At 71.1% G+C, this 23,752-nt stretch carries 23 protein-coding genes; 15 read left to right on the top strand and 8 right to left on the bottom strand.

Annotated elements, in window-relative coordinates; translation table 11 throughout:
- On the bottom strand, positions 1 to 804 hold an 804-nt coding region (locus tag ABGB11_RS37865), incomplete at its 3' end, for a hypothetical protein (RefSeq protein ID WP_347640322.1).
- Positions 805 to 1,063: 259 nt separating this feature from the next.
- Between ABGB11_RS37865 and ABGB11_RS37860 the strand changes: the two genes are divergently transcribed.
- The 3 genes from ABGB11_RS37860 (at position 1,064) to ABGB11_RS37850 (ending at position 4,999) form a co-directional block, all read left to right on the top strand.
- Positions 1,064 to 2,251 (top strand): helix-turn-helix domain-containing protein, encoded by a 1,188-nt coding sequence (locus tag ABGB11_RS37860; RefSeq protein ID WP_347640321.1) that lies wholly within the window; start codon positions 1,064 to 1,066, stop codon positions 2,249 to 2,251.
- Positions 2,252 to 2,504: 253 nt separating this feature from the next.
- Positions 2,505 to 3,728, top strand: coding sequence for a helix-turn-helix domain-containing protein (locus ABGB11_RS37855; RefSeq protein ID WP_347640320.1), 1,224 nt, complete (start codon positions 2,505 to 2,507; stop codon positions 3,726 to 3,728).
- A 137-nt stretch (positions 3,729 to 3,865) separates the two neighbouring features.
- The gene (locus ABGB11_RS37850; protein WP_347640319.1) at positions 3,866 to 4,999 is read left to right on the top strand and encodes a hypothetical protein; all 1,134 of its coding nucleotides are present in this window, start codon (positions 3,866 to 3,868) and stop codon (positions 4,997 to 4,999) included.
- A gap of 24 nt (positions 5,000 to 5,023) precedes the next feature.
- On the opposite strand, the gene ABGB11_RS37845 is transcribed toward ABGB11_RS37850, so the two are convergent.
- The 3 genes from ABGB11_RS37845 to ABGB11_RS37835 form a co-directional block, all read right to left on the bottom strand.
- Entirely contained in the window at positions 5,024 to 5,689 is a 666-nt protein-coding gene (locus ABGB11_RS37845) for a helix-turn-helix domain-containing protein (RefSeq protein ID WP_347640318.1), read from the bottom strand.
- A gap of 60 nt (positions 5,690 to 5,749) precedes the next feature.
- Positions 5,750 to 6,388, bottom strand: a complete 639-nt coding sequence (locus tag ABGB11_RS37840) for a lytic transglycosylase domain-containing protein (RefSeq protein WP_347640317.1) — start codon at positions 6,386 to 6,388, stop codon at positions 5,750 to 5,752.
- 195 nt (positions 6,389 to 6,583) lie between these two features.
- A complete protein-coding gene (locus ABGB11_RS37835) occupies positions 6,584 to 7,162 on the bottom strand; it encodes a MarR family transcriptional regulator (RefSeq protein WP_347640316.1) in 579 nt (192 codons plus the stop codon).
- 276 nt (positions 7,163 to 7,438) lie between these two features.
- On the opposite strand from ABGB11_RS37835, the gene ABGB11_RS37830 reads away from it, so the two are divergent.
- The 9 genes from ABGB11_RS37830 to ABGB11_RS37790 are packed head-to-tail and all read left to right on the top strand — an operon-like array spanning position 7,439 to position 16,731.
- On the top strand, positions 7,439 to 8,242 hold the full coding sequence (locus tag ABGB11_RS37830; protein WP_021593637.1) for an ABC transporter permease: 804 nt from the start codon (positions 7,439 to 7,441) through the stop codon (positions 8,240 to 8,242).
- Complete coding sequence (locus ABGB11_RS37825; protein WP_347640315.1) at positions 8,242 to 9,096, top strand: ABC transporter permease; 855 nt, start codon at positions 8,242 to 8,244, stop codon at positions 9,094 to 9,096. The genes ABGB11_RS37830 and ABGB11_RS37825 overlap by 1 nt, the downstream gene beginning before the upstream one ends.
- A complete protein-coding gene (locus ABGB11_RS37820; RefSeq protein WP_347640314.1) occupies positions 9,093 to 10,178 on the top strand; it encodes an MCE family protein in 1,086 nt (361 codons plus the stop codon). Before ABGB11_RS37825 ends, ABGB11_RS37820 begins: the two co-directional genes overlap by 4 nt.
- Positions 10,175 to 11,254 carry an MlaD family protein gene (locus tag ABGB11_RS37815; RefSeq protein WP_347640313.1) on the top strand — a complete coding sequence of 360 codons (1,080 nt, stop codon included), beginning with the start codon at positions 10,175 to 10,177 and terminating at the stop codon, positions 11,252 to 11,254. Before ABGB11_RS37820 ends, ABGB11_RS37815 begins: the two co-directional genes overlap by 4 nt.
- The gene (locus tag ABGB11_RS37810; RefSeq protein WP_347640312.1) at positions 11,254 to 12,276 is read left to right on the top strand and encodes an MlaD family protein; all 1,023 of its coding nucleotides are present in this window, start codon (positions 11,254 to 11,256) and stop codon (positions 12,274 to 12,276) included. The genes ABGB11_RS37815 and ABGB11_RS37810 overlap by 1 nt, the downstream gene beginning before the upstream one ends.
- Entirely contained in the window at positions 12,276 to 13,313 is a 1,038-nt protein-coding gene (locus ABGB11_RS37805) for an MCE family protein (RefSeq protein ID WP_347640311.1), read from the top strand. The genes ABGB11_RS37810 and ABGB11_RS37805 overlap by 1 nt, the downstream gene beginning before the upstream one ends.
- Positions 13,313 to 14,386 carry an MlaD family protein gene (locus ABGB11_RS37800; protein WP_347640310.1) on the top strand — a complete coding sequence of 358 codons (1,074 nt, stop codon included), beginning with the start codon at positions 13,313 to 13,315 and terminating at the stop codon, positions 14,384 to 14,386. Before ABGB11_RS37805 ends, ABGB11_RS37800 begins: the two co-directional genes overlap by 1 nt.
- Positions 14,383 to 15,678: an MCE family protein gene (locus ABGB11_RS37795; protein WP_347640309.1), complete on the top strand. Its 1,296-nt coding sequence runs from the start codon at positions 14,383 to 14,385 to the stop codon at positions 15,676 to 15,678. Before ABGB11_RS37800 ends, ABGB11_RS37795 begins: the two co-directional genes overlap by 4 nt.
- A gap of 24 nt (positions 15,679 to 15,702) precedes the next feature.
- Entirely contained in the window at positions 15,703 to 16,731 is a 1,029-nt protein-coding gene (locus tag ABGB11_RS37790) for a hypothetical protein (protein ID WP_347640308.1), read from the top strand.
- 16 nt (positions 16,732 to 16,747) lie between these two features.
- Here the strand turns inward: ABGB11_RS37790 and rpsD are convergent, their stop codons facing one another.
- Entirely contained in the window at positions 16,748 to 17,353 is a 606-nt protein-coding gene (gene rpsD, locus ABGB11_RS37785; RefSeq protein ID WP_347640307.1) for a 30S ribosomal protein S4, read from the bottom strand.
- A gap of 66 nt (positions 17,354 to 17,419) precedes the next feature.
- Here rpsD and ABGB11_RS37780 point away from each other — a divergent pair, with 66 nt between their 5' ends.
- Both ABGB11_RS37780 and ABGB11_RS37775 read left to right on the top strand, forming a co-directional pair.
- Complete coding sequence (locus ABGB11_RS37780) at positions 17,420 to 18,250, top strand: DUF2470 domain-containing protein (RefSeq protein WP_347640306.1); 831 nt, start codon at positions 17,420 to 17,422, stop codon at positions 18,248 to 18,250.
- A gap of 333 nt (positions 18,251 to 18,583) precedes the next feature.
- Positions 18,584 to 19,765, top strand: coding sequence for an aminotransferase class I/II-fold pyridoxal phosphate-dependent enzyme (locus ABGB11_RS37775; RefSeq protein ID WP_347640305.1), 1,182 nt, complete (start codon positions 18,584 to 18,586; stop codon positions 19,763 to 19,765).
- Between the two features lie 12 nt (positions 19,766 to 19,777).
- Here ABGB11_RS37775 and ABGB11_RS37770 read toward each other — a convergent pair whose 3' ends face one another.
- Together ABGB11_RS37770 and ABGB11_RS37765 are read right to left on the bottom strand one after the other, a co-directional pair.
- A complete protein-coding gene (locus tag ABGB11_RS37770) occupies positions 19,778 to 20,971 on the bottom strand; it encodes a DUF5925 domain-containing protein (protein ID WP_347640304.1) in 1,194 nt (397 codons plus the stop codon).
- Between the two features lie 62 nt (positions 20,972 to 21,033).
- Positions 21,034 to 21,816, bottom strand: coding sequence for a lysophospholipid acyltransferase family protein (locus ABGB11_RS37765; RefSeq protein WP_347640303.1), 783 nt, complete (start codon positions 21,814 to 21,816; stop codon positions 21,034 to 21,036).
- A 133-nt stretch (positions 21,817 to 21,949) separates the two neighbouring features.
- Here ABGB11_RS37765 and ABGB11_RS37760 point away from each other — a divergent pair, with 133 nt between their 5' ends.
- Positions 21,950 to 22,807: a hypothetical protein gene (locus tag ABGB11_RS37760; protein WP_347640302.1), complete on the top strand. Its 858-nt coding sequence runs from the start codon at positions 21,950 to 21,952 to the stop codon at positions 22,805 to 22,807.
- Positions 22,808 to 22,838: 31 nt separating this feature from the next.
- Here the strand turns inward: ABGB11_RS37760 and ABGB11_RS37755 are convergent, their stop codons facing one another.
- Positions 22,839 to 23,516 carry a uracil-DNA glycosylase gene (locus ABGB11_RS37755; protein WP_347640301.1) on the bottom strand — a complete coding sequence of 226 codons (678 nt, stop codon included), beginning with the start codon at positions 23,514 to 23,516 and terminating at the stop codon, positions 22,839 to 22,841.
- Positions 23,517 to 23,752: the final 236 nt, after the last annotated feature.

Raw genomic sequence — 23,752 nt, 5'->3', positions numbered from 1 at the left:
GGCCCAGGTGTCGAGTTGCTGGAGGTCCTTGCAGTTGGTGATGCGCTGGCGGAGGTCGTCGTCGATGGTGAAGCCGCGCGCTTCTAGGACGACGAGGAGCACCTTGATCTCCCCTTTGGCTTCGCCCCTGGCTTCGCCTTCGGCTATGTGTTTCAGGGCGAAGTCGCTTTTCCACTCGTAGGTGCCGGCTTGCATGATCTCCTCCAGGCAGTCTCGTGCGGCTTCGGAGAGCTGTGACCGCACGTAGTCATGGTACAACTCGCCCTTGTCGCGGTCCGTGACCTCCAGCGCCTCGGCGAAGGCCGTGAGGACGGCTTTGCGGTCCGGGCCGTCGGCGTTGGCGATGGTGCTCAGGATCGTCAGTTCCGGGAGCGAGCGGGCCTTGTTCAGGTCGGTGACGGCGGGAGCCTTCGTGAGGTCCAGTACCCAGGGCCGCAGGACCCAGCCCTCGTGTCCGCTCTCGATGGGTTCCTGGCACCAGGCGGCCGTTCGCCTGTTCGGGCACAGAACGAGGAGCGTGACCGGGCACTTGCGCCGGGCGCGGAGTGTGGACAGGTAGACCGGCCAGCTGAAGCGTTTGCGCTCGTCCGGCTTGCGTTGGACCTCTACGACGATCGCGAGGTCCGGGCGGTGGGGGTCACCCAGGAGGACGGTCGAGTCGCACCGGTATTCGGTGGGGTTGCAGTCGGTGAGTGACTCCGATCCGTGGGAGATCTGTTCGTATTCGGGGGGTTTGATGCCGGAAACCAGCTGGAGGAGTTCCGGGGCCAGCGCGGGCTCGTTCCGGATCAGTTCCAGCGGCACCTCGTGATCTACAGATGGCACGCGGCGGACGTTATCGGTGTTCGAGCGACCGCGGAGGGTGAAAGTCGTTACGCGGGGTAATAGGGAGGTTGTCGCTTGAGTCGCGATGGTTTGAGGTGGGGCTATTTGTCCTTCGGTGATCAGGGGTGGTGCTCGGAATTGTCGTTCGGTGAGTGTTTTTTGGGTGATGATGCGGGGGGATGGGGTGGTGGGTTACCTTTTAGCGGAGCCATTCTTGGTGGTCTGAGGGGAGGGGTTCATGACGGGGACCCTCGCCGGGCGGGGGGCGATTCCGCCACAGGTCATCGCCATTCTGAGTGCCGAGCTGCCGTCGCTGGCCGAAGAGATCATCGCCGAGGTGCGGCGGTCGGTGCCGGAGTACGGGCGGCAGGACGGGGTGTCCAAGCCGCCCGCGTTCCGGATCACGGTCGAGCAGGCCATGGCGGCGTTCGTCGACCAGATGTCGGGGGGTGGGGACGGCACCGAGCGGCGGGATGAGCTGTGCCGGGAGCTCGGCCGGAGTGAGGCCTACCAGGGGCGGACGCTGGACGCGTTGCAGGCCGCGTACCGGGTCGGGGTGCAGGTCGCGTGGCGGCGGGTGGCGAACGTCGCGCGGGAGAAGCGGCTGCCGGCCGGGGTCATGACGCGGCTGGCCGACGCGCTGTTCGCCTACATCGACGAGCTGGCGTCCCTGTCGGTCGAGGGCTACCTGGAGGTGCGGTCGTCGGCCGACGAGCTGCCCGGCGACCACCGGCGGCTGCTGCGGCTGGTGCTGGGACCGGGTGTGGCGAGCGGCGCGCTGGCGGAGTCGGCGGCGGCGGTGGGGTGGGAGGTGCCGGGGTCGGTGACGATGGTCGCGATACCGGCCGGGGCGCGGTGCGTCCGGGAGGCGCTGGACGAGGACGTGCTCGCCGACCTCGCCGATGCCGAGCCTCATTTGCTGCTCCCTGGAGCGTTCGACGCGGAGCGTGCCGCGATGCTCGATCGGGCCCTGCCGGATCGCCGGGCCGCGGTGGGGCTGGGGGTGCCGTTGGCGGAGGCCGGCGACTCGCTGCGGTGGGCGCGGCAGGCCCTGGCTCTGGTGGAGGCGGGCGTCCTGGAGGACGGCGGTCCGACGCTGTGCGAGCGTCACCTGCTGGAGCTGTGGCTGCTGTCGGACAGGGCGCTGCTCGATCAGCTTGCCCGGCGGGAACTGGCCGTGCTGGCGGGAATGACAAGATCACGTCGAATGCGCATGACCGAAACACTCGGCGCGTGGCTGGAGGCGCAGGGGAACGCCGTCGAGGCGGCGCGGATGCTGCGGCTGCATCCGCAGACGATCCGCTATCGGATGCGGCAGATCAGCGAGACGTTCGACGAGCAGTTGGCCGATCCGTCCGCGCGGTTCGTCCTGGACGCGGTGCTGCGGGCGCACCGCTTGCGGGAACGGAGTCCGTCGTTGAGATGAGCTGTCCCTTATTGGACGCCGAGTGTCACTGCAAAGCGACAGTATGGTGATTTTACTTTCTCTTTACATTAAGCCGTAGTTGATCTGATCTAACTTCGTGGTGGTCCGGCTCACAGATCGCGGGGGGTGTGCAGGGGTCCCCCGCTCGGCGCGCCCTCAGCGTCACGCCGTACCGCCGACCGTCCGGGAAGCCGGGTGCCCCCGCCCGGCGAAACGCCAGGACCGCGACGGCGGCGTACTCGGAGGTGTGCCCATGACACGGACTCTGACGCCGGAGCACGCGCAGCGGCGGGCCAGGCTGCCGCGGCGGCTTGCCCTGCTGATGCGGCCGGAGCTGCCCAGTCTCTCCCAGGAGATCATCGAGGAGGTGCGCAGGTCGATCCCGGAGTACGGGCGTCCCCTGCGGGACCCGTACGTGGAGGCGCTGCGGATCGGGGTCGAGCGCGCCCTGATGGACTTCGTCGACCAGGTCGCCAACCCCCACGCCCCGCGCGAGCGCCACCACGAGACCTACCGCCGGCTCGGCCGGTTCGAGGCGCAGGAGGGCCGGACGCTCGACACGCTCCAGGCCGCCCTGCGCATCGGCGCGCAGGTCGCGTGGCGCCGCATCATGAAGGTCGGTCCCCGCCGGCGGGTGTCGCCCGAGGTGATGGCGCAGCTCGCGGACGCGTTGTTCGCCTACATCGACGAGCTGGCCGCGCTCGCGCTGGAGGGCTACATGGACGCGCGGCCGGACGGCGAGGCCGAGGAGCACCGGCGGCGGTTACTCGAACTGCTGCTGCGCCGGGCCGGGGCCCGCGTGCTGGCCGAGGCCGCCGAACGGGCGCGGTGGACGATCCCGGACGAGGTCACCGCCGTTGTGGCCCCGTCGGGCGCACGGTACGTCCGCGGCGCCCTGGACGACGACGTCCTCGCCGACCTCACCGCCACCCAGCCGTTCCTGGTCGTGCCCGGGAGGCCGACTCCGGAGCGGCGGCAGGCCCTGCTCCGCGTCCTGCCCGACGGGCAGCTCGTCACGGGCCTCACCGTGCCGATCACCGGGGTCGCCGACTCGCTGCGGTGGGCGCGGCAGGCGCTCGGCCTGGTGGAGACGGGGGTGCTCGGGGACGCGCCGGTGACCGACTGCGAGGAGCACCTGGTCACCCTCTGGCTCCTCTCCGACCAGGCCCTCATCGACCAGCTCGCGCACCGTCATCTCGGCGGGATGGACGGCTTCAGCCCCCGCCAGCGCGACCGGCTGCTCGACACGCTGCGGGCCTCGCTGGTGACCCGCGGCACCGCCACCGACATCGCCGGGGAACTCGGCATCCACCCCCAGACCGTCCGGTACCGGATGCGGCAGGTCGAGGGCATCCTCGGCGACCGGCTGGCCGACTCCGAGGCGCGCTTCGCGATCGAGGCCGTGCTGCGCGCAATGCGGCTGCGCGAGCGCGCCTCGCGGGCGGGCGCCGGACGGGACGGCAACGCCCCCGAATAATCAACCGGTGATAATCGCCAATTGTCATCCCGGCGGGAAATGAGCACCTGAAACGGACCTTGACGCGCAGGGTTGATCCGCCGAATCGGCGCATGCTTCCATCCAATTCAGTGCAATTTGGCGGGGAGGTGCGTTCGTTGCGCTCGCGATCGGCTTCGGTCCTGGCCGGGCTCGCCGCGGTGGTGCTCATCGGCACGGTGGGCGTCCATCCGGTCCTCGCGGAGCCGACCCCCGATCCGAGCACGACCGTCACCGAGGAACCGACCGATCCGCCGACGGAGACGCCGACGGATCCGCCGACCGATCCGCCGACCGATCCGCCCACGGACCCGCCGACCGACCCGCCCACGGATCCCCCGACCGATCCGCCGACCGATCCGCCCACGGACCCGCCGACCGACCCGCCCACGGATCCCCCGACCGATCCGCCCACGGATCCGCCGACCGACCCGCCGGACGAGCCGGGCACGCCCGGGACCCCGGTGCTGTCCCTGGGGCTGTCGGTGTCGTCGGCGACGATGCGGCCCGGCGGCTCGGTCACCGCGACCGTGCGGGTGTCGTCGGCGAAGGCGACCGCGACCGGCACCGTCCTGCGCATGTCGGCCGCGGGCGCCGGGGTGAGCCCTCGGACGCAGAATCTCGGCGGCGTCGGAAGCGGCGGGGCGTCGGCGCTCGCGACCGTGCGGGCCCCGTCCACCGCGAAACCCGGGCTGATCACCCTGCGCGCGTCCGTCTCGGCCGCACGGGCCAGGACCGTGTCCCGCACCTACAAGATGATCATCACGGCCCCGTCCGGGGCGCTGCCGCCCGGGATCAGCCCGATGTCGCTGCCGCCCGGGGTCCCGCCGCTGACCACGTCCGGCTTCGACCCGCTCGCGGGCATGACCGGGCCGCAGGTGGCGCTGCCGCCGATCGTGCCGGACACCCCGCAGATCGCGCCGGCCTCCGGGCCGCTCGTCCCGGTGTCGAACCTGCGCGAGCTTCCCGACGAGCGGTTCACCGTCGCGGATCTGGTCGCGCTCCAGGCGGGCTTCGTCGCCGGGCTGGCGGTCGTGGTGACGCTGCTGCTGCTCCGGCTGCGGCTGGCCCGCCGGGCCGGCACCCGCGCCCGGCGGGCGGCACGCCGGCGGCTGCGCGCCGCGGGCTCGCGGCTGGCGGGCAAGCGCCCCACCGCGGCGCGGCTCCGCACGCTCCCGCCGCAGCCCGCCCGCGTCCGCACGGTCCGGCCCGCCTGGCTCCAGGCCGGGCAGGTCCGCGCCGCCCGCCCCTGACGGCGGCGGCGCGGCGGCGTCAGGTCAGCGGGCGAGCCGGATCAGGATGCGGCACACCTCGTCGATGATCTCCGCGGCCTCGTCCTCGTTCTCGGCGGTGGCGATCTCCCGCCCGGCCTCGCCGATCACCGTGGTGAGCACGAGGCTCAGCACCTGCTCGGCGCGTCCGGCGGGCTCTCCGGAGGACGGGCCGCGCAGCAGCTTGGTGTTCTGCGCGATCCAGTGCTGGGCGCGGCTGCGGCGCATCAGCGACGACCCGGCCGGACCCTCGCCGTCGAGGAAGAGCCGGGCCGCCTCCCGCCGCTCCCAGCACACCCGCAGGTAGGCCCGGGCCCCCGCGGTGAACAGCGCGATCGGGTCGGACTCGCCCTCCTTGCGCGCGGCGGACACGGCCTGCGCGGCGCTCGCCTCCTGCTCGGCGCTGAGATCCTCCCACAGCGCCACGTAGAGCCCGGCCTTGCCGCCGTAGTGGTGGTAGAGGCTGCCGACGCTGATGCCGGACCGCTCGACGATCTCGGCGATGCCCGCCGCGGAGTAGCCGCGGTCGGCGAAGACCCCCAGCGCCGCGGTCAGCAGCGCCTGGCGGGTGGCGTCGGCCCGCGCCCACTGGCGGCCGCCGCCCGCCGCGCCGCCGGCCTCCCCGTTCGACCCACCCGCGCCGCCTGCCTGGCGCGCCCTGCTCGTCCGCATGCCTCCATGGTGCCAGCTCGGGCGTGCCGGGACGCGCCCTCGCGCAGGTCCGGCGGGGGTTCAGTACCAGTTGTGCGCCTGCCACCAGTCCCAGGCGCCGCACGGGTCCTTGTAGCGGGCCTTGATGTAGCCGAGGCCCCACGCGATCTGGGTGGGGGAGCTGGTGCGCCAGTCGGCTCCCGCGCTCGCCAGCTTCGAGCCGGGCAGCGCCTGCGGGATGCCGTAGGCGCCGCTGGACGGGTTCTCGGCCCGCTCGTTCCAGCCGCTCTCGTGCATCCAGAGCGTCTCCAGGTCCGGCCAGCAGCGGTCCCAGCCCTTGAGCGCGTTCATCTTCTTGCCGTACGCCTTGTTCTGCTTGGCGCTCGGGTTCATCTTGGCGAGGCGCTCGCGCTCCTGCTGGGCCTTCAGCTTCGCCCGCGCCGCCGCCTCCTTCTTGGCCTTCTCCTTGAGGCGCTTCAGCTCCCGCTGGTGCTCCTGGTAGGCGCGCTTCTTCGCGGCGGCGATCGAGTCGGCCACGATCGGGTCCATGTCGGACGCCGACGTCAGCTTGGCGAGCATGTCGTTGGTCGACAGGCCCGCGGCGGCGGCCTTCGGCGGCTTGGTGCCGTCGTCCACGAAGTCGCCGAGGTCGACCATCGTCAGCGCCCCGCCGAGCGCGCCGATGGCCACGATCATGATGGTGACGTTGCTGGTGAGCACCCGCCGCAGGCGCCCGCGTCCGCGCGGCGCGTCCGGGAGTTCCTCGGGCGATCGGCGCGGCGGTGGCACCCGTGCGGGGCGACGGGTGGAGGGACGTCTGCGCGTGCCGTGACTCTGTGGCATAGGAGAAGACTGCCTTATCGCCCGGGTCTCGTGTCGTCGAAGACCAAGTACGGGGCCGGGACGCCGCACGGTTCACCCATCGGTCTGCACCCGGCCCCGGCCCTGGCCGGGGTTCAAGAGTTCCACATCGCCGGCGGCGAGCCGAGCGGGCTGCAGCGCCTCGAACAGGTCCCGGTGCATGCCGTCGAACGCCGCGAGGGCGCCGCCGGGGGCCTCCAGCGCCAGGCTCACCTCGTTGGCCCGTTCCCGTCCCGCGTCGGTGATCTCCACGAGGGTGGCGCGCCGGTCGCGCGGGTGCCGGGTCCGCCCGACGAGCCCGGCGGCCTCCAGCTGGTCGACGGTGAGCTTCACCGTCGTCGGGTGCATCATCAGGATGCGTCCCAGCGTGCTCAGCCGCGCCCGCCCCTTGACGGAGAGCGCGAGGGTGGTCAGCAGGAAGTAGCCGGTCCGGGTGAGGTCCAGCCGTTTCAGCTCGGTGTCCAGGGCCTTCGTGAGCAGCTGGTTGAGCCGCCCGACCGAGCAGATCGCCAGGAACGGCCACGGATCGCCGCGCAGCCCCTGGTCCTTCCAGCGGTCCCGGACGCCCATGACCAGGGGGTCCACGCCGTCGTCCATGACTTCTTCGATGCCTTGTCGCGCCTTGGTCTGCACCGGCCGATCGTAGCTTCGGACAAAACCAGATGTAAGTACTCGCTTCTTAGACCTTCTTCCAATAGAGTGCCTCAGATCACAGGCGGTGCCGGTGTGCGCTGAAGGGTGCACGGGGTCGCATGTGGTACCGGGCCGGCCGGGGGCGGCGGCGCCAGCGCACGACCTGGCGGCGCCGCGCACGGCGGGTCCCGGGGTTTCGGATGGGCGCCGACGTCCGAGCACAAAGGAGGCTGGAGTGGACCTTCACCAACCCCCCTTGGGGGAGGTCACCGGCTGATGGCCCTGAGCCTGACCAAGGCCCCGGACCTGGCACGCAGACGCGTCGAGCGAGCCCTCGACGAGACCGGACTGCTGTGCGTGACCCTCCTCGAAGGGCTGCGCCGCACCTGGGACCTGCGCCAGTGGTGGGGCGAGTTCATCGAGCAGTGCTGGTTCCTGGCGCGGGTCACCAGCGTGCCGGTGATGCTCATCGCGGTGCCGCTCGGCGCGACCATCTCGCTCCAGGTGGGCGACATCGCCCGGCAGCTCGGCGCGCAGTCCGGCACCGGCGCGCTGCTCACCGCGGCGATGATCCAGCAGGTGGCGCCGCTGGCCGCGGCGCTGCTGGTCTCCGGCGTCGGCGGCTCGGCCATCACCGCCGACATGGGCGCCCGCAACATCCGCGACGAACTCGCGGCCATGGAGGTCATGGGCATCAACCCGATCCACCGCCTGGTCACCCCCCGGCTGTGGGCGGCGAGCATGGTGTCCGGCCTGCTCTGCTCCGTGGTGATCCTCGCGGGCATCGTGGGCGGCTACTACTTCAACGTCATCCAGCAGGGCGTCAGCCCCGGCGCGTTCTTCGACGGCGCCACGACCCTGCTGCAGTTCTCGGACCTGATGATCACCCTGTTCAAGGCGTGGGTGTTCGGGTTCATCGCCGCCGCGGTCGCCTGCTACATGGGCATGAACTGCGACTACGGCCCGGTCGGCGTCGGCCGCGCGGTCAACCGGGCGGTGGTCGTCACCTCGATCGTGGTGTTCGCGACGAACTACATCCTCACCATGATCTACCAGGTCCTGTTCCCCCCGAGGTTCTGATGGTCGCCATATCCCCCGTCCGCAAGCTGGGCCGCGCCGTGAGGGGCCGGACCGCGGGCCTCGCCGCGTCGGCCAACCTGCCGGTGTTCCTCGGCCGGGTCCTCTACCACCTGCTCTTCGACATCGTCATCCGGCGCAAGTACGGCAAGACGCTCGCCAAGCAGGTCAGCGACATCACCGTCGGCGTCGGCGCGCTGGTCATCGGCGGCGGCATGATCTTCGTGATCGCGACGATGTCGCTCGCCACCGGCGCGATGGTCGGCCTGCAGGGCTACCCGGGGCTGGAGCGCATCGGGGCCGAGGCGTTCACCGGGCTGGTCGCGAGCTACTCCAACGTCCGCGAGGTCACCCCGATCATCGCGGGCGTCGCGCTGGTCGCCCAGGTCGGCACCGGGTTCACCGCCGAGATCGGCGCGATGCGGATCTCCGAGGAGATCGACGCGCTGGAGGTCATGGGCATCAACTCGCTGGCCTACCTGGTGTGCACCCGGGTCGCCGCCGGCGTCATCGCGCTGGTGCCGCTGTACCTGGTGTCGCTGTTCATGGCGTTCTTCGCCACCAGGTTCATCACGATCCAGTACTTCGGGCTTTCACCCGGCATCTACGACTACTACTTTCACCTCTACCTGCCGCCGATCGACGTGTTCTACAGCGTGATCAAGGTCGCGGTGTTCGCCTTCATCATCATGTTCATCCACTGCTACCGCGGCTACTACGCGGCGGGCGGACCGGTCGGCGTCGGCGTCGCCGCGGGCCGCGCGATCCGGGAGTCGACCATTCTGATGATCCTGATGAACCTGGTCCTGTCGTACATCTTCTGGGGCCACGGCAGCACAGTGAAGTTGACCGGATGAGCGACGAGACACTCTCCCAGCGCTCCCGGACCCTCTTCGGGCTGGCCGGCGCGGGCGTCATCGCGGCCGCCGCGGCGTTCGTCGCGATCGGGTCCACGCCGTCCCACGCGGGCTCCACGTACTACGACGCGACGTTCGGCAGGGCCGGGCAGGGCCTCGACCCCGGCAAGTCCGAGGTGAAGGTCCGCGGCATCGCGGTCGGGGAGGTCGACGACATCCGGCTGGCCGGCAGCGGCCGGGTCACCGTCCGGATCCGGGTCGACAAGGGCGTCCGGATCGCCGACACGACGGTCGCGACGGTCGAGCCGGTCTCGGTGTTCGGCCCGAAGGACCTCTCCCTCGACCTCGGCGCGCACGAGCTGTCCGGCCCCTTCCTGGAGGACGGCGGCAGGATCGCCAAGACCAACGACCCGAAGGAGCTGTCCGACACCGCCTGGCCCGCCTACAACCTCACCAAGGCGATCAACCCGGACGACGTGGCGACGATCCTGCACACGTTCGGCGCCGGACTGTCCGGGCAGGGGCCGGCGCTCCGCCGGACGATCGAGAACGGCGCGATCGTCGTCGACGCGACCTACCGGGACCGGGCGGCGATCAACGCGCTGCTGAACGACATCAACGGCCTGTCGGGGACGTTCGCCTCCCGCGGCGACACCATCGCCCGCTTCGCCGGCGACTTCAACCAGCTCTCCCGGGTCGTCACCGCCAGGCCCGACAAGGTCTCCCAGCTGCTGGACGAGTCCGCCCGGCTCGGCACGACCCTCGGCACGAACCTGGAGCGGCACGGCGGGAACCTCGGCAAGATCGTCGACACCGGCGGCCAGGTCGTGCGCGTGGTGAACGGCCAGCGCCGCAACGTCCCGGTGCTGATCGACGGATTGAAGGGTTTCTTCGCGCTGCTGTCGCAGATCATCCGCATCCCCGGGCCGGAGGGCACGCTGATCGCGCAGGCCCGCGACGACCTCCCGCTGGACATCTGCCAGATCATCATCGACGTCTGCCCGTCCACGCCCCGGACGACCGCGTTCGACGCGCGGCTGCCCAAGGGCCAGCAGGGCACGCCGGCCGGGAGGAGGCCGTGAGCCCGCGGATGCGCGGCAAGGCCGCGCGCGGACCCGAATACACCACGATCCTGAAGTTCCTGGTGTTCGTGGCGCTGACCGGGATGCTCACCTTCTACATCGGCCAGCAGATCCTCGGCACGAGCTTCAAGGCCCGCTACGAGCTGACCGCCACCTTCGACGACGTCACCGGCCTGCTGGAGGGCGACCAGGTGAAGGTGGCGGGCACGCCCGTCGGCCAGGTCAAGAGCATCAAGGTGGTGCGCGGGAAGGCCGTGGTCGGCTTGGCCGTCGACAAGGAGGTCAAGGTCCCCGCCGACTCGACCGCCGCGATCCGCTGGCGCAACGTGATGGGCCAGCGGGTCGTCTACCTGGAGCCGGGAACGAGCCAGGCCAGGCTCGGCGACGGGGACCGCGTCCCGCACACCCGGTCGGCGGTGGACCTCGGCGACATCGTCAACAGCCTCGGCCCGCTGACGAGGAACCTGGACCCGAACCAGCTCAACAAGATCCTCTTCTCCTTCTCCCAGGCGCTGGAGGGCAACGAGCAGAACATCTCGCTGCTCACCGACAACCTGGACCTGCTGCTGCAGACGTTCGCGGCGAGGAAGAAGACGATCCAGGGGATGATCGACGACTACGAGACGGTGAGCGACGCGATCGCCACCCGGGACCGGCAGATCGCCGCCAGCGTCGACAACCTGGAGTCGCTGACCAAGGTGTTCGCGGGCAACCGCAGGCTGCTGGAGAACGCGATCGTGGAGATCTCCGGCGTCACCACCAACCTCAACGCGGTCCTCGGCGGCAACGACGCGCAGCTCGCCCGCATCATCCAGAACCTCGGAAGGTTCAGCGAGACGTTCCGGCTGAACGTGGACCAGCTGGAGAAGATGGTCCAGCAGCTCCCGCTGACGCTGCGGCAGCTGTTCTCCACCGCGAACGGCGGCCACTTCCTGCGCACCAACGCCCTCTGCCTCAACGTCATGCAGGGCCCGTGCCCGTTCCCGATGGAGCTGCCGAAGGCCCCCGGCACGGGGCAGCCCAGCAAGGACGATCTGGACAAGCTGCGGAAGATGCTGCTGGGGGTGGGCGGCTGATGGCGCTGAAATCCCTCAGAGACGTCAACCACAAGATCGTCGCGATCGTCACCCTCTCCGCGCTCGCCGCCGGCTGCGTGTTCGCGTTCGCCGTCGGCCAGCTGCACCTGCTGGACCGCGGCTACACGATGAGCGGCGAGTTCAGCGACGCGGCCGGGCTGAAGAAGGGCCAGGACGTGCGGGTGGCCGGCGTGAAGTCGGGCCGGATCATCTCGGTCGAGCCCGACTTCCGGAAGGGCAAGGTCATCGTCACCTGGCACGTGAACGCCGGCATCGACCTCGGGCCGAAGACCCGCGCCGACATCCAGACGACGACGCTGCTCGGCGGCCGGTACCTGCGGCTGTCCGGCCCGGTCTCCAAGCCCTACATGGCGGACGTGCCCGAGTCGAAGCGGCGGATCCCGCTGGCGAACACCAGCGTTCCGTTCACCGTCCCGGAGGCCCTGGAGGGCGCGCAGAACATCGTCGGCAAGCTCGACCAGAAGAGCGTCGACCGGCTGCTCACGCAGGTCAACCAGATCAAATCGCCGGGCGCGGCGAAGCTGCACCGGATCCTGGTCAACATCCAGGAGCTGTCCCGGATGCTGAACGACTCCTACCCGCAGATCCAGAAGCTGATCGAGAACAGCAAGACGATCACCGGCACGCTGGCGAGCAAGGACCGGGAGCTCCGCGAGATCATCAACGCCAGCCAGGTGCTGCTGCAGACGCTCGTCCGCCGCCGCAACGAGCTGGCCGCGACGATCGGCCAGGGCAACCGCACCGTCCGGACGCTGTCCAACGTGATCTCCAGGAACCAGAAGCAGCTCGACACGCTCCTGGACAACCTGCACCTGCTGACCACGCGGCTCGCGCCGAACATGGACGCGCTGAACACCGACTTCTCGCTGCTCGGGCCGACGTTCCAGCAGGTCGCGAACCTCAAGGGCAACGGGCGGTACATCGAGGGCCTGCTCACCGGGCTCGGCCCGCTGCAGCCGCCCGGCCCGATCTCCACGCGGCGACCGCAGGGAGGCAACTGATGGCCCGCCAGAGCCGGACGAGGGGCGTCGCCGTCGCGCTCGGCCTCGCCCTGGCCGCCTCGCTCGGCGGCTGCTCGATCGCCCCGTCCGCGAGCGGCGACCGCACCATGGTGGTCTACGTTCCGAAGGCCCGCTCCTTCTACGAGGAGTCGAAGGTCAAGGTCATGGGCGCCGACGTCGGCCTCGTCGACGAGGTCGAGAGCCAGGGCGACAAGGTCAAGGTGACGTTCCACCTGCGCCGGGACGTCCCGCTGCCGAGGGGCGTGCAGGCGTCGATCGTCCCGCTGAACCTGATCGGCGAGCGCAACCTCGTCCTGCACCCGGCGTGGAGGCCGGGGCAGCCGAAGGAGACCGCGAACGTCATCCCGATCGAGCGCACCCACGTGCCCGTCGAGGTGGACGACGCGCTCAGCTCGTTCACCAACCTGGCGAACGCGCTCGACCCGACCAAGATGCAGCAGGCGCTCGGCACCGCCGCCGACACCGTCCGGGGCAACGGCAGGACGTTCAACGCCACCCTCGAGCAGAGCGCACGCCTCGTCGAGAACGTCGCGGGGCAGGACAAGGAGCTCATCGAGGTTGCGCGGAACCTCGACCGGCTGGCCGGCGTGGTGCGCGGGCGCGAGCAGGTCCTCGGCTCGGTGATCCGCGACTTCGGCACCGCGAGCCAGGTGCTGAGCTCCGAGCGCGGCGAGCTGCAGCAACTGATCGGCGGCATCCTGGAGCTGTCGAAGAACGGCGACAAGCTGCTGAAGAAGTACAAGGGGACGCTGCCGTACGACCTGGCCGTTCTCACCAGGACCGCGCTGGTCCTCAAGGGCAACGCCAAGGAGCTGGCCCAGCTGATCAATGTGCTGCCCGGCATCAACGAGGCGCTCATCGGCGGCTACAACCCGAAGAACAAGTCGCTGCAGATCCGCTTCGCCACGGACGCGTTCCTGCGCACGTGGCTGAAGGGCCTGATGAACAGCGACGAGGTCGATTGCCCGCTGCCCCCGCCCAACTCCAACTGTCCCTGGCAGAACGGAGGCAACTGATGGGCCGGAGCAGGTTGCTGATGGTGCTCATCGCCGCCGTGGCGCTCGCCGTTTCCGGCTGCTCCTACAAGACGGCGGGCGCCCCGAGGGGCGACCTGACGCTGACCGCCACGTTCGACGACGTGCAGGGCCTGGTCGCGGGGCACAGCGTGAAGATGTCCGACATCACGATCGGCACCGTCACCAAGGTCGAACTCGCCGGCTACCGGGCGAAGGCGACGCTGTCCATCGAGGACGACGTCAAGATCCCCCAGGGCACCCGCGCGGAGATCAAGGTGACGTCGCTGCTCGGCGAGAACTACGTCGAGCTGCAGATGCCGCCCGGCGCGAGCATGGACCGCGGCCCGTTCCTGGCCAGCGGCGCCGCGATCACCGACACCAGCGTCCAGCCGGCGTTCGAGCAGGTCGTCGGGCAGGCCGGGCCGCTGATCCAGGCGCTGGCCGGGGACGACGTGGCGACCGTGGTGAACGCCGGGGCGACCGCCCTGGACGGCAACGGCGCGAAGCTCAACACGACGATCGCGCAGGCGGGCGCGCTGCTGCGGATGTTCGCCGAGCAGCGCCGGGAGCTGGGCGAGTCGGTGGACCGGTTCGCCAGGCTCGGGCGATCGCTGGCCAAGGGGAGCGACGCGCTGAGCGAGACCCCCGAACAGCTCGAACGCACCACCCGGCTGCTGAACGACGACAAAGACAAGATCATTAAGACGGTCGACCGGCTCACCATGATGGCCCGCGAGCTGAACGACAAGGTGCTGGAGGGACGCATCGGGAGGTTCCGCGCCCTGCTGCGGGACCTCGACCCCGTCCTGCAGCAGCTCGGCGACAACCGCAAGCGGCTCACCGACCTGGTGAACAGCCTGGTGACGTTCAGCGAGAAGATCCCGCGGGCCAGCTACGACGGCCAGCTGCTGCTCTACCCGATCCTCCGGATCACCTGGCCGGACGGGACGCCGATCTTCCCCGGCCTCAGCGAGCCGCCGCAGAAGAAGAAGTCCGCCGGGACACCGGACCTCCCCGACGGGCTGGAGGGCGCTCTGCCGGACCTCAACAAGCTCCTGGAGCCGCGCCGATGACCAGACGACTGACGATCAACCTGGTGGCGTTCGGCGTCCTCGCCGCGGTGATGGTCGTGTGGGCGTTCAACAACGTCATCCGGTTCGACTTCATCGACCGGCCGTACAACATCACGGTGGAGTTCGAGTCCTCGCCCGGCCTGCACCCGAACTTCGAGGTCGACTACCTCGGCCTGCGGATCGGCAAGATCGACTCGGTGCGGCTGGAGAGGAACAAGGTCGTCGTCAAGCTCGACATCGACCGCGGCGTCAAGATCCCGCAGGGCGTCACCGCCGCCGCGGCGCGCAAGTCGGCGGTCGGTGAGCCCGTGGTCGAGCTGACCCCGGGCCCCGGCAGGGCGGGCGCCCCGCCGATGAAGGCCGGCGCCGTCATCCCGGTGTCGCAGACGAAGGTGCCGCCGAAGTACGGCGACCTGTTCGGCGCGGTCATCGACTCGCTCAAGGCGATCAACCCCGACGACGCGAAGGTCCTCACCCACGAGCTGGCCGAGGGCTGGTCGGGGCGCGAGGACTCGCTCCGCCAGATCATCAACGGCGGCGACGACCTGACGCGGACGTTCGCGGAGAACACCGAGCTGCTCGACGGCCTGACCAAGGACCTCGGCCGCATCACGCACGTGCTGAACCAGAACCGCGGCTCGCTCGGTGCCGGCGTCGACAACCTCGCCGCGCTGACCGCGGCGCTCAGCCAGGTCCGCGGGCGGATCGCCGAGCTGCGCGACCGCGGGCCCGGCCTGCTGAACACCGTCAACGGCCTGCTCGACAAGACCGCCCCCGACTTCGGGTGCGCCGTGGACATGCTCGGGAACCTGGGCGTGGCGAGGTACGACCCGGACTACCTGAACGACCTGCGGCAGATTTTCGTGCTGGCGCCGCAGCTCCAGGTCGTCCTCAACAACGTGATCGGGCGGGACCAGGGCAAGCCCGTGCTGAACGTCGTCTTCCAGGTCACGACGAAGCGGCTCGCGGCGCTGGAGTACAAGTACCCGCTCCCGCAGCCGCGGGTGAACAAGGTGCCGACCTGTCCCGGCGGGCGGACCCCGGCGGCGATCAAGCAGAAGCCGTACAAGGCGAAGAACCCGGGCGAGACGATCCCCACCCACGACCCGGCGGTCAACGAGCAGGGCGTCCAGGCCAGGAAGGCCGCGAACAACGAGGGCTCTTCTGGCGGCCCGCCGGTGTGGCTAGTGTACGTTCCTCCGGTCATCGCCCTGCTGGTGCTGATCAGGGTCATGATGGGCTCGGTGCCCGTGGTGTCCCGCCTGTCCCGACGGCGTCGGAACAAGGACTGACCCCAACCCCGAGGAGTGCCCGAAGTGACAGCCAAGACCGGCAAGCACGACGTCGACGAGGTCGAGGCGGTCCCGGCCGGCGAGGAGACGGCGGCCGACGAGGCGGCGGCCGAGGAGACCGAGGCCGTGGAGAGGCCGGCGAAGCCCGCCGCCAAGCGCAGGCGCCGGGTGCGGGTCATCGAGGTCATCGACGACGAGGACCTCGACGAGGTCCTGGAGGCGCTCGACGCCGAGGACGAGGCGGACGCCGAGGCGGAGGAGGAGCCCCCGGCGCGCCCGGCCGAGGCCGCCGCGCCGGCGGTGAAGACGACCAAGGCGGCCACGAGCAAGGCGGCGACCGCCGCGAGGCCGCGCCCGTCCCGCCTCGAACCTCCGGAGGAGGAGGCCGAGGAGGAGGCGCCGAGGACGAAGGCCCCGGTCCGCCCGAGCGCGGTCCCGGCGGGCGGGCGGCCGAAGATCCTCGGTCTCAGCGTGACGCAGGCGGTCGTGGTGATCGTTCTGGTCGCGCTGCTGGCGAGCCTGGCGATCTGGCAGTGGAGGAGCGCGAGCGCGGCGTCCGGCGAGCAGGAGAGGCGGGACGCCGTCGCCAAGGTCGCCTCCGCCTACGGCGACGTCGCGCTGAACTACAACGCGCAGAACTACCAGACGCAGATGGACAAGGCCCAGAAGCTCATGGGCGGCGACCTGCTGGAGAGCTTCAAGAGCACGACGCTCCCCAGCCTCGGCGAGACGTTCAAGAACAACCCCGAGCTGGCGCTGTCGTCCAAGTCCAATCAGGTCTTCGTGGGCAGCGTCGACGAGAGGTTCGCCTCGGCCGTCGTCATGGTCGACATCGACGTCCGGACGAAGGACGGCGCCACCTCCGCCCACGCCACGCTGCTCCGGCTGGCCCTCGCCAAGATCGACGGTTCCTGGAAGGTCACCAAGCAGTACCCCTCGGGGACCAACGACCAGAACCAGAACCAGAACCAGAACGGGCAGCTCCCGGCCGTCCCGGGCGGCGGGGCGTCGAAGTCCCCGAAGGCGGAGACGAGCGGAAAGCCCAAGAACTAGGAGCGCCCGCCGCGCCTCAGCGGGAGTAGTGCTCGACGACGAGCTGCTCGTCGCAGATGACGGGGATCTCGCTCCGCGCGGGCAGCCGGGTGAGCTGCGCGGCGAGCGCGTCGTGCCGGACGTCGAGGTAGGGCGGGACGGTCTCGGCGTGCCCGCCGGCCGCGGCGACCTGGAACGGGACCATCGAGCGGCTCCGCTCGGCGACCGTGATCACGTCGCCGGGACGCAGCCGGTAGGACGGGCGGTCGACGCGGCGCCCGTTCACCAGCACGTGCCGGTGCACGACGAACTGCCGCGCCTGGTAGATCGTGCGGGCGAACCCGGCGCGCAGGACGAGCGCGTCCAGCCGGCGTTCGAGGTCGACGAGCAGGGCCTCGCCGGTCTTGCCCTCCGCGGTCGCCGCCTTGGCGAACGCGTTGCGGAGCTGCGCCTCGCGGATGTTGTACTGCGCGCGCAGCCGCTGCTTCTCGCGCAGCCGCACCTTGTAGTCGGTCTCCTGCTTGCGGGCGCGGCCGTGCACGCCGGGCGGGTACGGGCGGGCCTCGAAGTACTTCACGCTCTTCGGCGTCAGCGGGATGCCGAGGGCCCGCGAGATCCGCACCTTGGGACGGGAATTGTTCATCACGCTCCTTAGTGGTTAGGTATGCCTAAGTTAGGTAAGCCTAACCTTTCACGTCAAGGAGGCACGGTGCGGCGAGCGGAGACAAGGCAGGTCGCGGAGGGGCCGACGGCGGCGGAGCGGGCGCGGACCCTCGCCTACGGCATGGCGGACGGGGTGCTCGTCGCGCCGGGCGTGCCCTACGCGCCCGTCCCGGCGCACACGACCGACCGCGACGGCAGGCCGCTGCTGCTCGTCCCGGCCGCCTCGCCGAACGTGGCGGCGCTGCGGGCCGAGCCGGAGGACGTGCCCGCCACGCTGCGGATCTCCGACGTCGCCCCGGTCACCTTCCCCGACCGGGTGCGCGGCCGGGCCTGGGTGCACGGCTGGCTGACCGAGGTCCCGGACGGCGAGCTGCGCGCCGCCGCCCTCCGCCTCTCGCACGCCCACCCGCGCCCCGAACTCCTCGATCTGGGTGCCCCTGCTCTTCGAGGGGGGACGACCCCCCACACCCCCCGGAGCGCCTCCGGCGCCGAGAGGCACGGCGTCCGGGAGTGGACGATCCTGGCCCTCGAAGTCGCGCAGGTCGAGATCGACGACGCGTGGGGGAGCGCCACCCTGGAACCCGAGGAGTACGCGGACGCCGCCCCGGACCCGTTCGTCGCCATCGAGGCGGGCATCCTCACCCACCTGGACGCCGCCCACCGGGGCGAGTTGCCGCGACTGCTGCCCGAGTCCGTCCCCGGCGGGCCGGTGCGGCCGCTCGCGCTCGACCGGTACGGGATGTGGCTGCGGTGCTCCGCCCCGCCACCGGACGGGCCCTCGTCGTTCGACGTGCGGCTCGCGTTCCCCTCGCCCGTCAGTGATCTCCACGGTCTGCGGTGCGTGTACCGGCGGCTGTTCGCCCGCGCGACCCCGTAACCGGTACGTAGTACTCGCGGTCGCGGCCCCGTAGGGGCCGTCCGGTATTGGCGGTGGTACCCCGGATGGCGGGAGGGGCCCTCGCCGGGTGATGCTCGGGTCTCCGGTCGAGGGACGCCGATCGCCACCTCGTCCGGGACGACCCCGATCGCCGGTCCGCCCTCGCGGGGTGGGTGGGCCGGCGACGGGACCGTACCGGGCGGCCAGGGGCGGCGGCGCCCCGGCCGGGCCGGTGGTCCGGCTCCGCGACGCACGGCAGCGGGGGGCGTGGTCCGGGCCACTGGTCGGAATTGGCCGTTTCCGCCGGTCGGGCGACGGGCACAGGCTGGGACCATGACCGGACACCATCCGCAGACCCGCGCCGTCCACCCGCCCGTGATCGCCCCGGAGGGGAGCCGCCCGCTCGGCGTCCCGATCTACCAGGGCCACCTGTTCTCCTTCGACGCCGCCGACGAGCTGGCCGCCGCGTTCCGGGGGCCGGACGAGGCGTTCTTCTACGCCCGGATGGGCAACCCGACCGTCCGCTCCCTCGAACGGGCGCTCACCGAGCTGGAGGGCGGGGCCGGCGCGCTCGCCACCGCCTCCGGCATGGGCGCGGTCAACGCCGTGCTGATGGGGCTGCTCCGCGCCGGCGACCACGTCATCGCGCAGACCGCCCTCTACGGCGGCACCTACGCGCTCCTCCAGGACCTCTCCGCGCGCTGGGGCGTCGACGTGACGTTCATCCCCGGCGATGACCCGGCCGAGGTCCGCGAGGCGCTGCGCCCCACGACCCGCCTGCTCTACCTGGAGACGGTCGCCAACCCCACCACGCACGTGACGGACCTGCCCGCGTTCACCGAGGCCGTCCGCGGGACGGGCGTCCTCACCGTCGTCGACAACACCTTCGTCCCGCTGCTCTGCCGCCCGATCGGGCACGGCGCCGACATCGTGATCCACTCGACCACGAAGTACCTCGGCGGCCACGGCGACATCATCGGCGGCGCCGCCGTCTTCGCCGACCAGACCGTGCACCAGCGCGTGTGGGAGCACGCCGTCGAGCTGGGCTCCACCGCCGACCCGTTCGCCGCCTGGCTGGCCGTGCGCGGTCTCGCCACGATGCCGCTGCGCGTGGCGCGGCAGAGCGCGTCCGCGCTGGACCTCGCCCGCCGCCTCGCCGCGCACCCGTCCGTCACCCGCGTCCACTACCCGGGACTGGACGACCACCCGCAGCACGACGTCGCGCGCCGCCTCCTGCCGGACGGCGCCGGCGGGGTCCTCGCGTTCGAGCTGGCCGGGGGCCGGGACGCGGGCCGCACCTTCTCCGAGGCCGTCGGCCTGATCTCCCTCGGCCCGTCCCTCGGCGCGATCGCCACGCTCGTCATGCACCCGGCGAGCACGTCCCACCGCCAGATGGACGCGGCGTCCCTCGCCGCCGCCGGCATCGGCGAGGGGACGGTGCGCCTCTCCGTGGGCCTGGAACACCCCGACGACCTCTGGGCCGACATCGAGCAGGCCATCCAGAAGGCCACCTGACCGGCGCCTCGATCAGAGGTAGAAGCCCGTGTCCGTGCTGGGGGCGCTCTCGGACTCGGGGCGCTTCTCGCCCTTGCGGAGGGCGGCGAGCTCGGCGAGGGTCGCGCCGTCGGCGCCGATCTCGGCGGCCGGGACGTCCGCGCCGTCCAGCCAGTCGAGGGACTCGGCGCGGGTGAGGCGCCCGACCTCGATCTGCGCGAGGCAGCGGCCGGGGCGGACGACCGCCGGGTGCAGCATGGCGAGGTCCTCGTTGGTCGTGATGGCCACGAGGACGTCCCGGCCCTGCCCGAGCATCCCGTCGGTGAGGTTGAGCAGGCGCGACAGGCCCTGGCCCGTCGACTGCTTGGCCTCGCCGCGGATCAGCTCGTCGCAGTCCTCCAGGATCAGCAGCCGCCAGCGGCGGTTCTCGTCCTCGTCGTCGCCGACCGCGACCTCCATGAGGTAGCTGGGCGTGCCGAACAGCGCCTCGGGGTCGAGGACGCAGTCGGCCTGGCACCAGCCCTTCCAGGAGCGGGCGAGGGCGCGCAGCGCGGTGGTCTTGCCCGTTCCGGGCGGTCCGTGCAGGAGCAGCAGGCGGCCGGAGACCTCCTCGCGGGTGAGGCTCATCACGTCGTCGAGCGCCTTGGCGACGGGCGCGGTGTAGTTGCGCCGGATGCCGTCCCAGGAGTCGGCGGTGATGGCGCGCTCGTTGCGGACCGGGCCGTGCGTCCCCATGTGCCAGAAGCCCATGTCGACGCTGGTCTCGTCCACCTTCGGCGGCTCGGTCGCGTCCTTCACCGACGCTTCGAGGACGGTCTCGGCGAGCTTCTCGGTGACGGCGGACACCGCGACGTACGCGATGCCGCTGTTCCAGCGGTTCGTCAGCAGCGTCCAGCCGTCGCCCTCGGCCAGCACCGACTGCTTGCCCTTCTCGTGCGCGACCCGCACCAGCCGGGCGTCGTCCGGGCGCAGCGGCGCCTCCGCCCGGACGTTCTCCAGTCGCGTCGACCGCGACCAGGGCTGCTCGCCGGACGCGAACGGGCGCAGCGACAGCACGTCCATCACGTCGGCGGGCGAGTTGTTGTCCGACAGGTTGAAGACCACGGGCAGCGCCGGCTCCGAGCCCAGGGCGGTGCGGGGAGGCGTCCCCTCACCGAGGTCCGCGACGTTCTCTCCGGGCTCGATCAGATGCAGGACCTCCTGCGGCCTCTCGTGCGACATGGTCATGGCATCGATGATCACGCCCGGTGGCGGACCGCGTCCACCGAATTAGCCGGGCGGGACACCCGTCAGGCGCCGCCCTTGTCCGCCTCGTCGGCGGCGCGGGCCGCCTTGCGGGCCTCGGCCTCCTCCATGTCGAGCTTGTCGGCCTCCTCCGGCGTCGGCGCCGTCCCGCCGAGGTAGGCGGGCTGCCACCACGTCTCGTCCGAGCGCGGGACGTCGGGGTACTCGCGCTGCGCCTTCTCCAGCAACTCCGAGATCCTCGCGCGCAGGTCGAGGGTGACCTGGTCGTAGTCGTCGCCGCGCTTGGGGTGCATCGGCTCGCCGACGAGGATCGTCACCGGCACGTTGCGCTGGAGCAGCTTGCGCTTGCGGCCCTTCGTCCACAGCCGCTGCGGGCCCCAGATCGCGACCGGGACGAGCGGCGTCTTGGACGCCACCGCCATCCGCACCGCGCCGCTCTTGATGTCCTTCACCGTGAACGACCGGCTGATCGTCGCCTCCGCGAAGACGCCGACGACCTCGCCGCCCTTCAGCGCCTTGAGCGCCGCCGCGTACGAGGAGGCGCCCGCGTCCCGGTCCACCGGGATGTGGTGCATGCCGCGCATCAGCGGCCCGGCGATCCGGTTGTCGAAGATCTCCTTCTTCGCCATGAACCGCACCAGCCGCTTCGCCGGGTGGGCGGCGACGCCCGCGAAGATGAAGTCGAGGTAGCTGACGTGGTTGCTGACGAGCACCGCGCCACCGGTGCTGGGAATGTTCTCGGTCCCTTCGAGACGGAACTTGATGTTCAGGGCCTTGAACACACCGAGAGCCGTCTTGATCACCGGTGGGTACACGATTTCGGACATGTGAGCACCGTACTTGAGCAGCTCATGATCAGCGAGTGTGAGCCGGGGATGTCGATGCATCGCACAACCGGCCCCAAACCTGAGAAGGTGGGGAGTGACGTGATCCGCCGATGGCTGAGGGAGGATGAGCCCCATGGAACCGTTGGACGCGGCGGCGGACGTGCACTCGCTCATCCGCGACGTGCTGCCCGCCCTGGCGCCCAGCGCCTGGTTCGACCCCGGCACCTCCGAGGTGGTGCTGCCCGTGGGACGGTCGGAGGCGCGCGCCTCCAGCTGGACGGTGCTGGAGCGCTGCGCCCGCGAGCCGCGCTCGGCCTGGCCGAAGGTCGTGGACGAGTGGGTCCGCGAGATCGGCGACCGCGCGTTCCTCGCGGTCGGTGAGATGGAGCTGTTCGGCGACGTCCGGGAGCTGCTCCGCCTCCGCATCGTGCCGAAGCTCGCGCCCCGCGACCGGGAGGGCCTGGTCGTCGTCCCGGCCGGCGACCACTTCGACGCGATGGTGATGATCGAGCACCCGCGCTACGGCGGGCCGCTCACCAAGGCCCGCGCCGGTCTCCTCGGCCTCCACAAGCTCGGCTACGTGATGACGAACACCCACGACCGGGAGCTGGCCGACGTCTCCGTCCACGACCAGCCGCTGCTGCCGGGCCGCAACGTCCGTGTCGTCACCAAGCCGGGCAGCCGCTACGTGTCGGCCCTGCTCAGCGAGGTCGACCAGTTCCTCCCGTGGCCGAACGAGCACGGCGCCCTGGTCGGCGTCCCGTGCCACAGCACGCTGCTGCTGTACCCCATCACCTCGCGGTCCGTCCGTGAGGTGCTGCCCGTCTTCGCCGACGTCGTGGAGGAGATGCACGCCGCCGCCGACGACCCGTGCGCTCCCGGCGTCTACTGGAGCCACGGCGAGCGCCGCCTGACCCCGCTCCCCGCCCACACGTCCCCCGAGGGCGCCGACGAGTTCGCCCTCCTCCTCCGCAAACTCCCCGAAGACTGATGTGCTAGCCCAGGGGGTCGCTCCCTGGGGGTTACGGCAACTTCCAGTCGACCGGTGGGGCGCCCTGTTGTTCCAGGAGCTGGTCGGCCCGGGAGAACGGGCGGGAGCCGAAGAAGCCGCGGTCGGCGGACATGGGGCTCGGGTGCGGGGACTCGATGCAGGGGACGTCGCCGAGCAGCGGCTTGAGGTTGCGGGCGTCGCGGCCCCACAGGATGGCGACGAGGGGGCGGCCGCGGCCGGCGAGGGCGCGGATGGCCTGCTCGGTGACCTCCTCCCAGCCCTTGCCGCGGTGCGAGCCGGGTTTGCCGGGCATGACGGTCAGCGACCTGTTGAGCAGGCAGACGCCCTGCTCCGTCCACGGGGTGAGGTCGCCGTTGGACGGTTCGGGGTGGCCGAGGTCGGCGCGGTACTCGCGGAAGATGTTGACGAGGCTGGCGGGCAGCGGCCGGACGTCCGGGGCGACGGAGAAGCTGAGGCCGACCGGGTGGCCGGGGGTGGGGTAGGGGTCCTGCCCCATGATGAGGACGCGGACGTCGTCGAACGGCTGGGTGAACGCGCGCAGGATGTGGTTCCCGGCGGGCAGGTAGCGGCGGCCGGCGGCGACCTCGGCGCGCAGCCAGTCGCCGGCGGCGGCGATCGTCCCGGCGACCGGCTGCAGCGCGGCCGCCCACCCCGCTTCGACGATCTCCGAGAGTGGTCGTGCCGTCATGGCGCACCACCCTAGTGTGATGATCTTGGTGCCACCCGGAGAACACCCCTTTGAGCTGGGTTGTGAAGTTTTCTGACCACATGAGGTCGAGAGCCGGGCAAATGTTTTCAAGGCGCGCGGAAAGTGCCCGGTGAACTGGGTGAAACGCCCCGTTAAGTCGCTGTTACTTCCGGGCGGCCCACGTTGACCTGCGCTCCCGGAGCGCATAACTCTCAGAGAGGTAAGGACGGCGCAGG

It is taken from the genome of Actinomadura sp. B10D3 (genome assembly GCF_039871695.1).
Classification (GTDB): Bacteria; Actinomycetota; Actinomycetes; order Streptosporangiales; family Streptosporangiaceae; genus Spirillospora; species Spirillospora madurae.
This window is presented reverse-complemented; position numbering and strand designations above follow the sequence as displayed.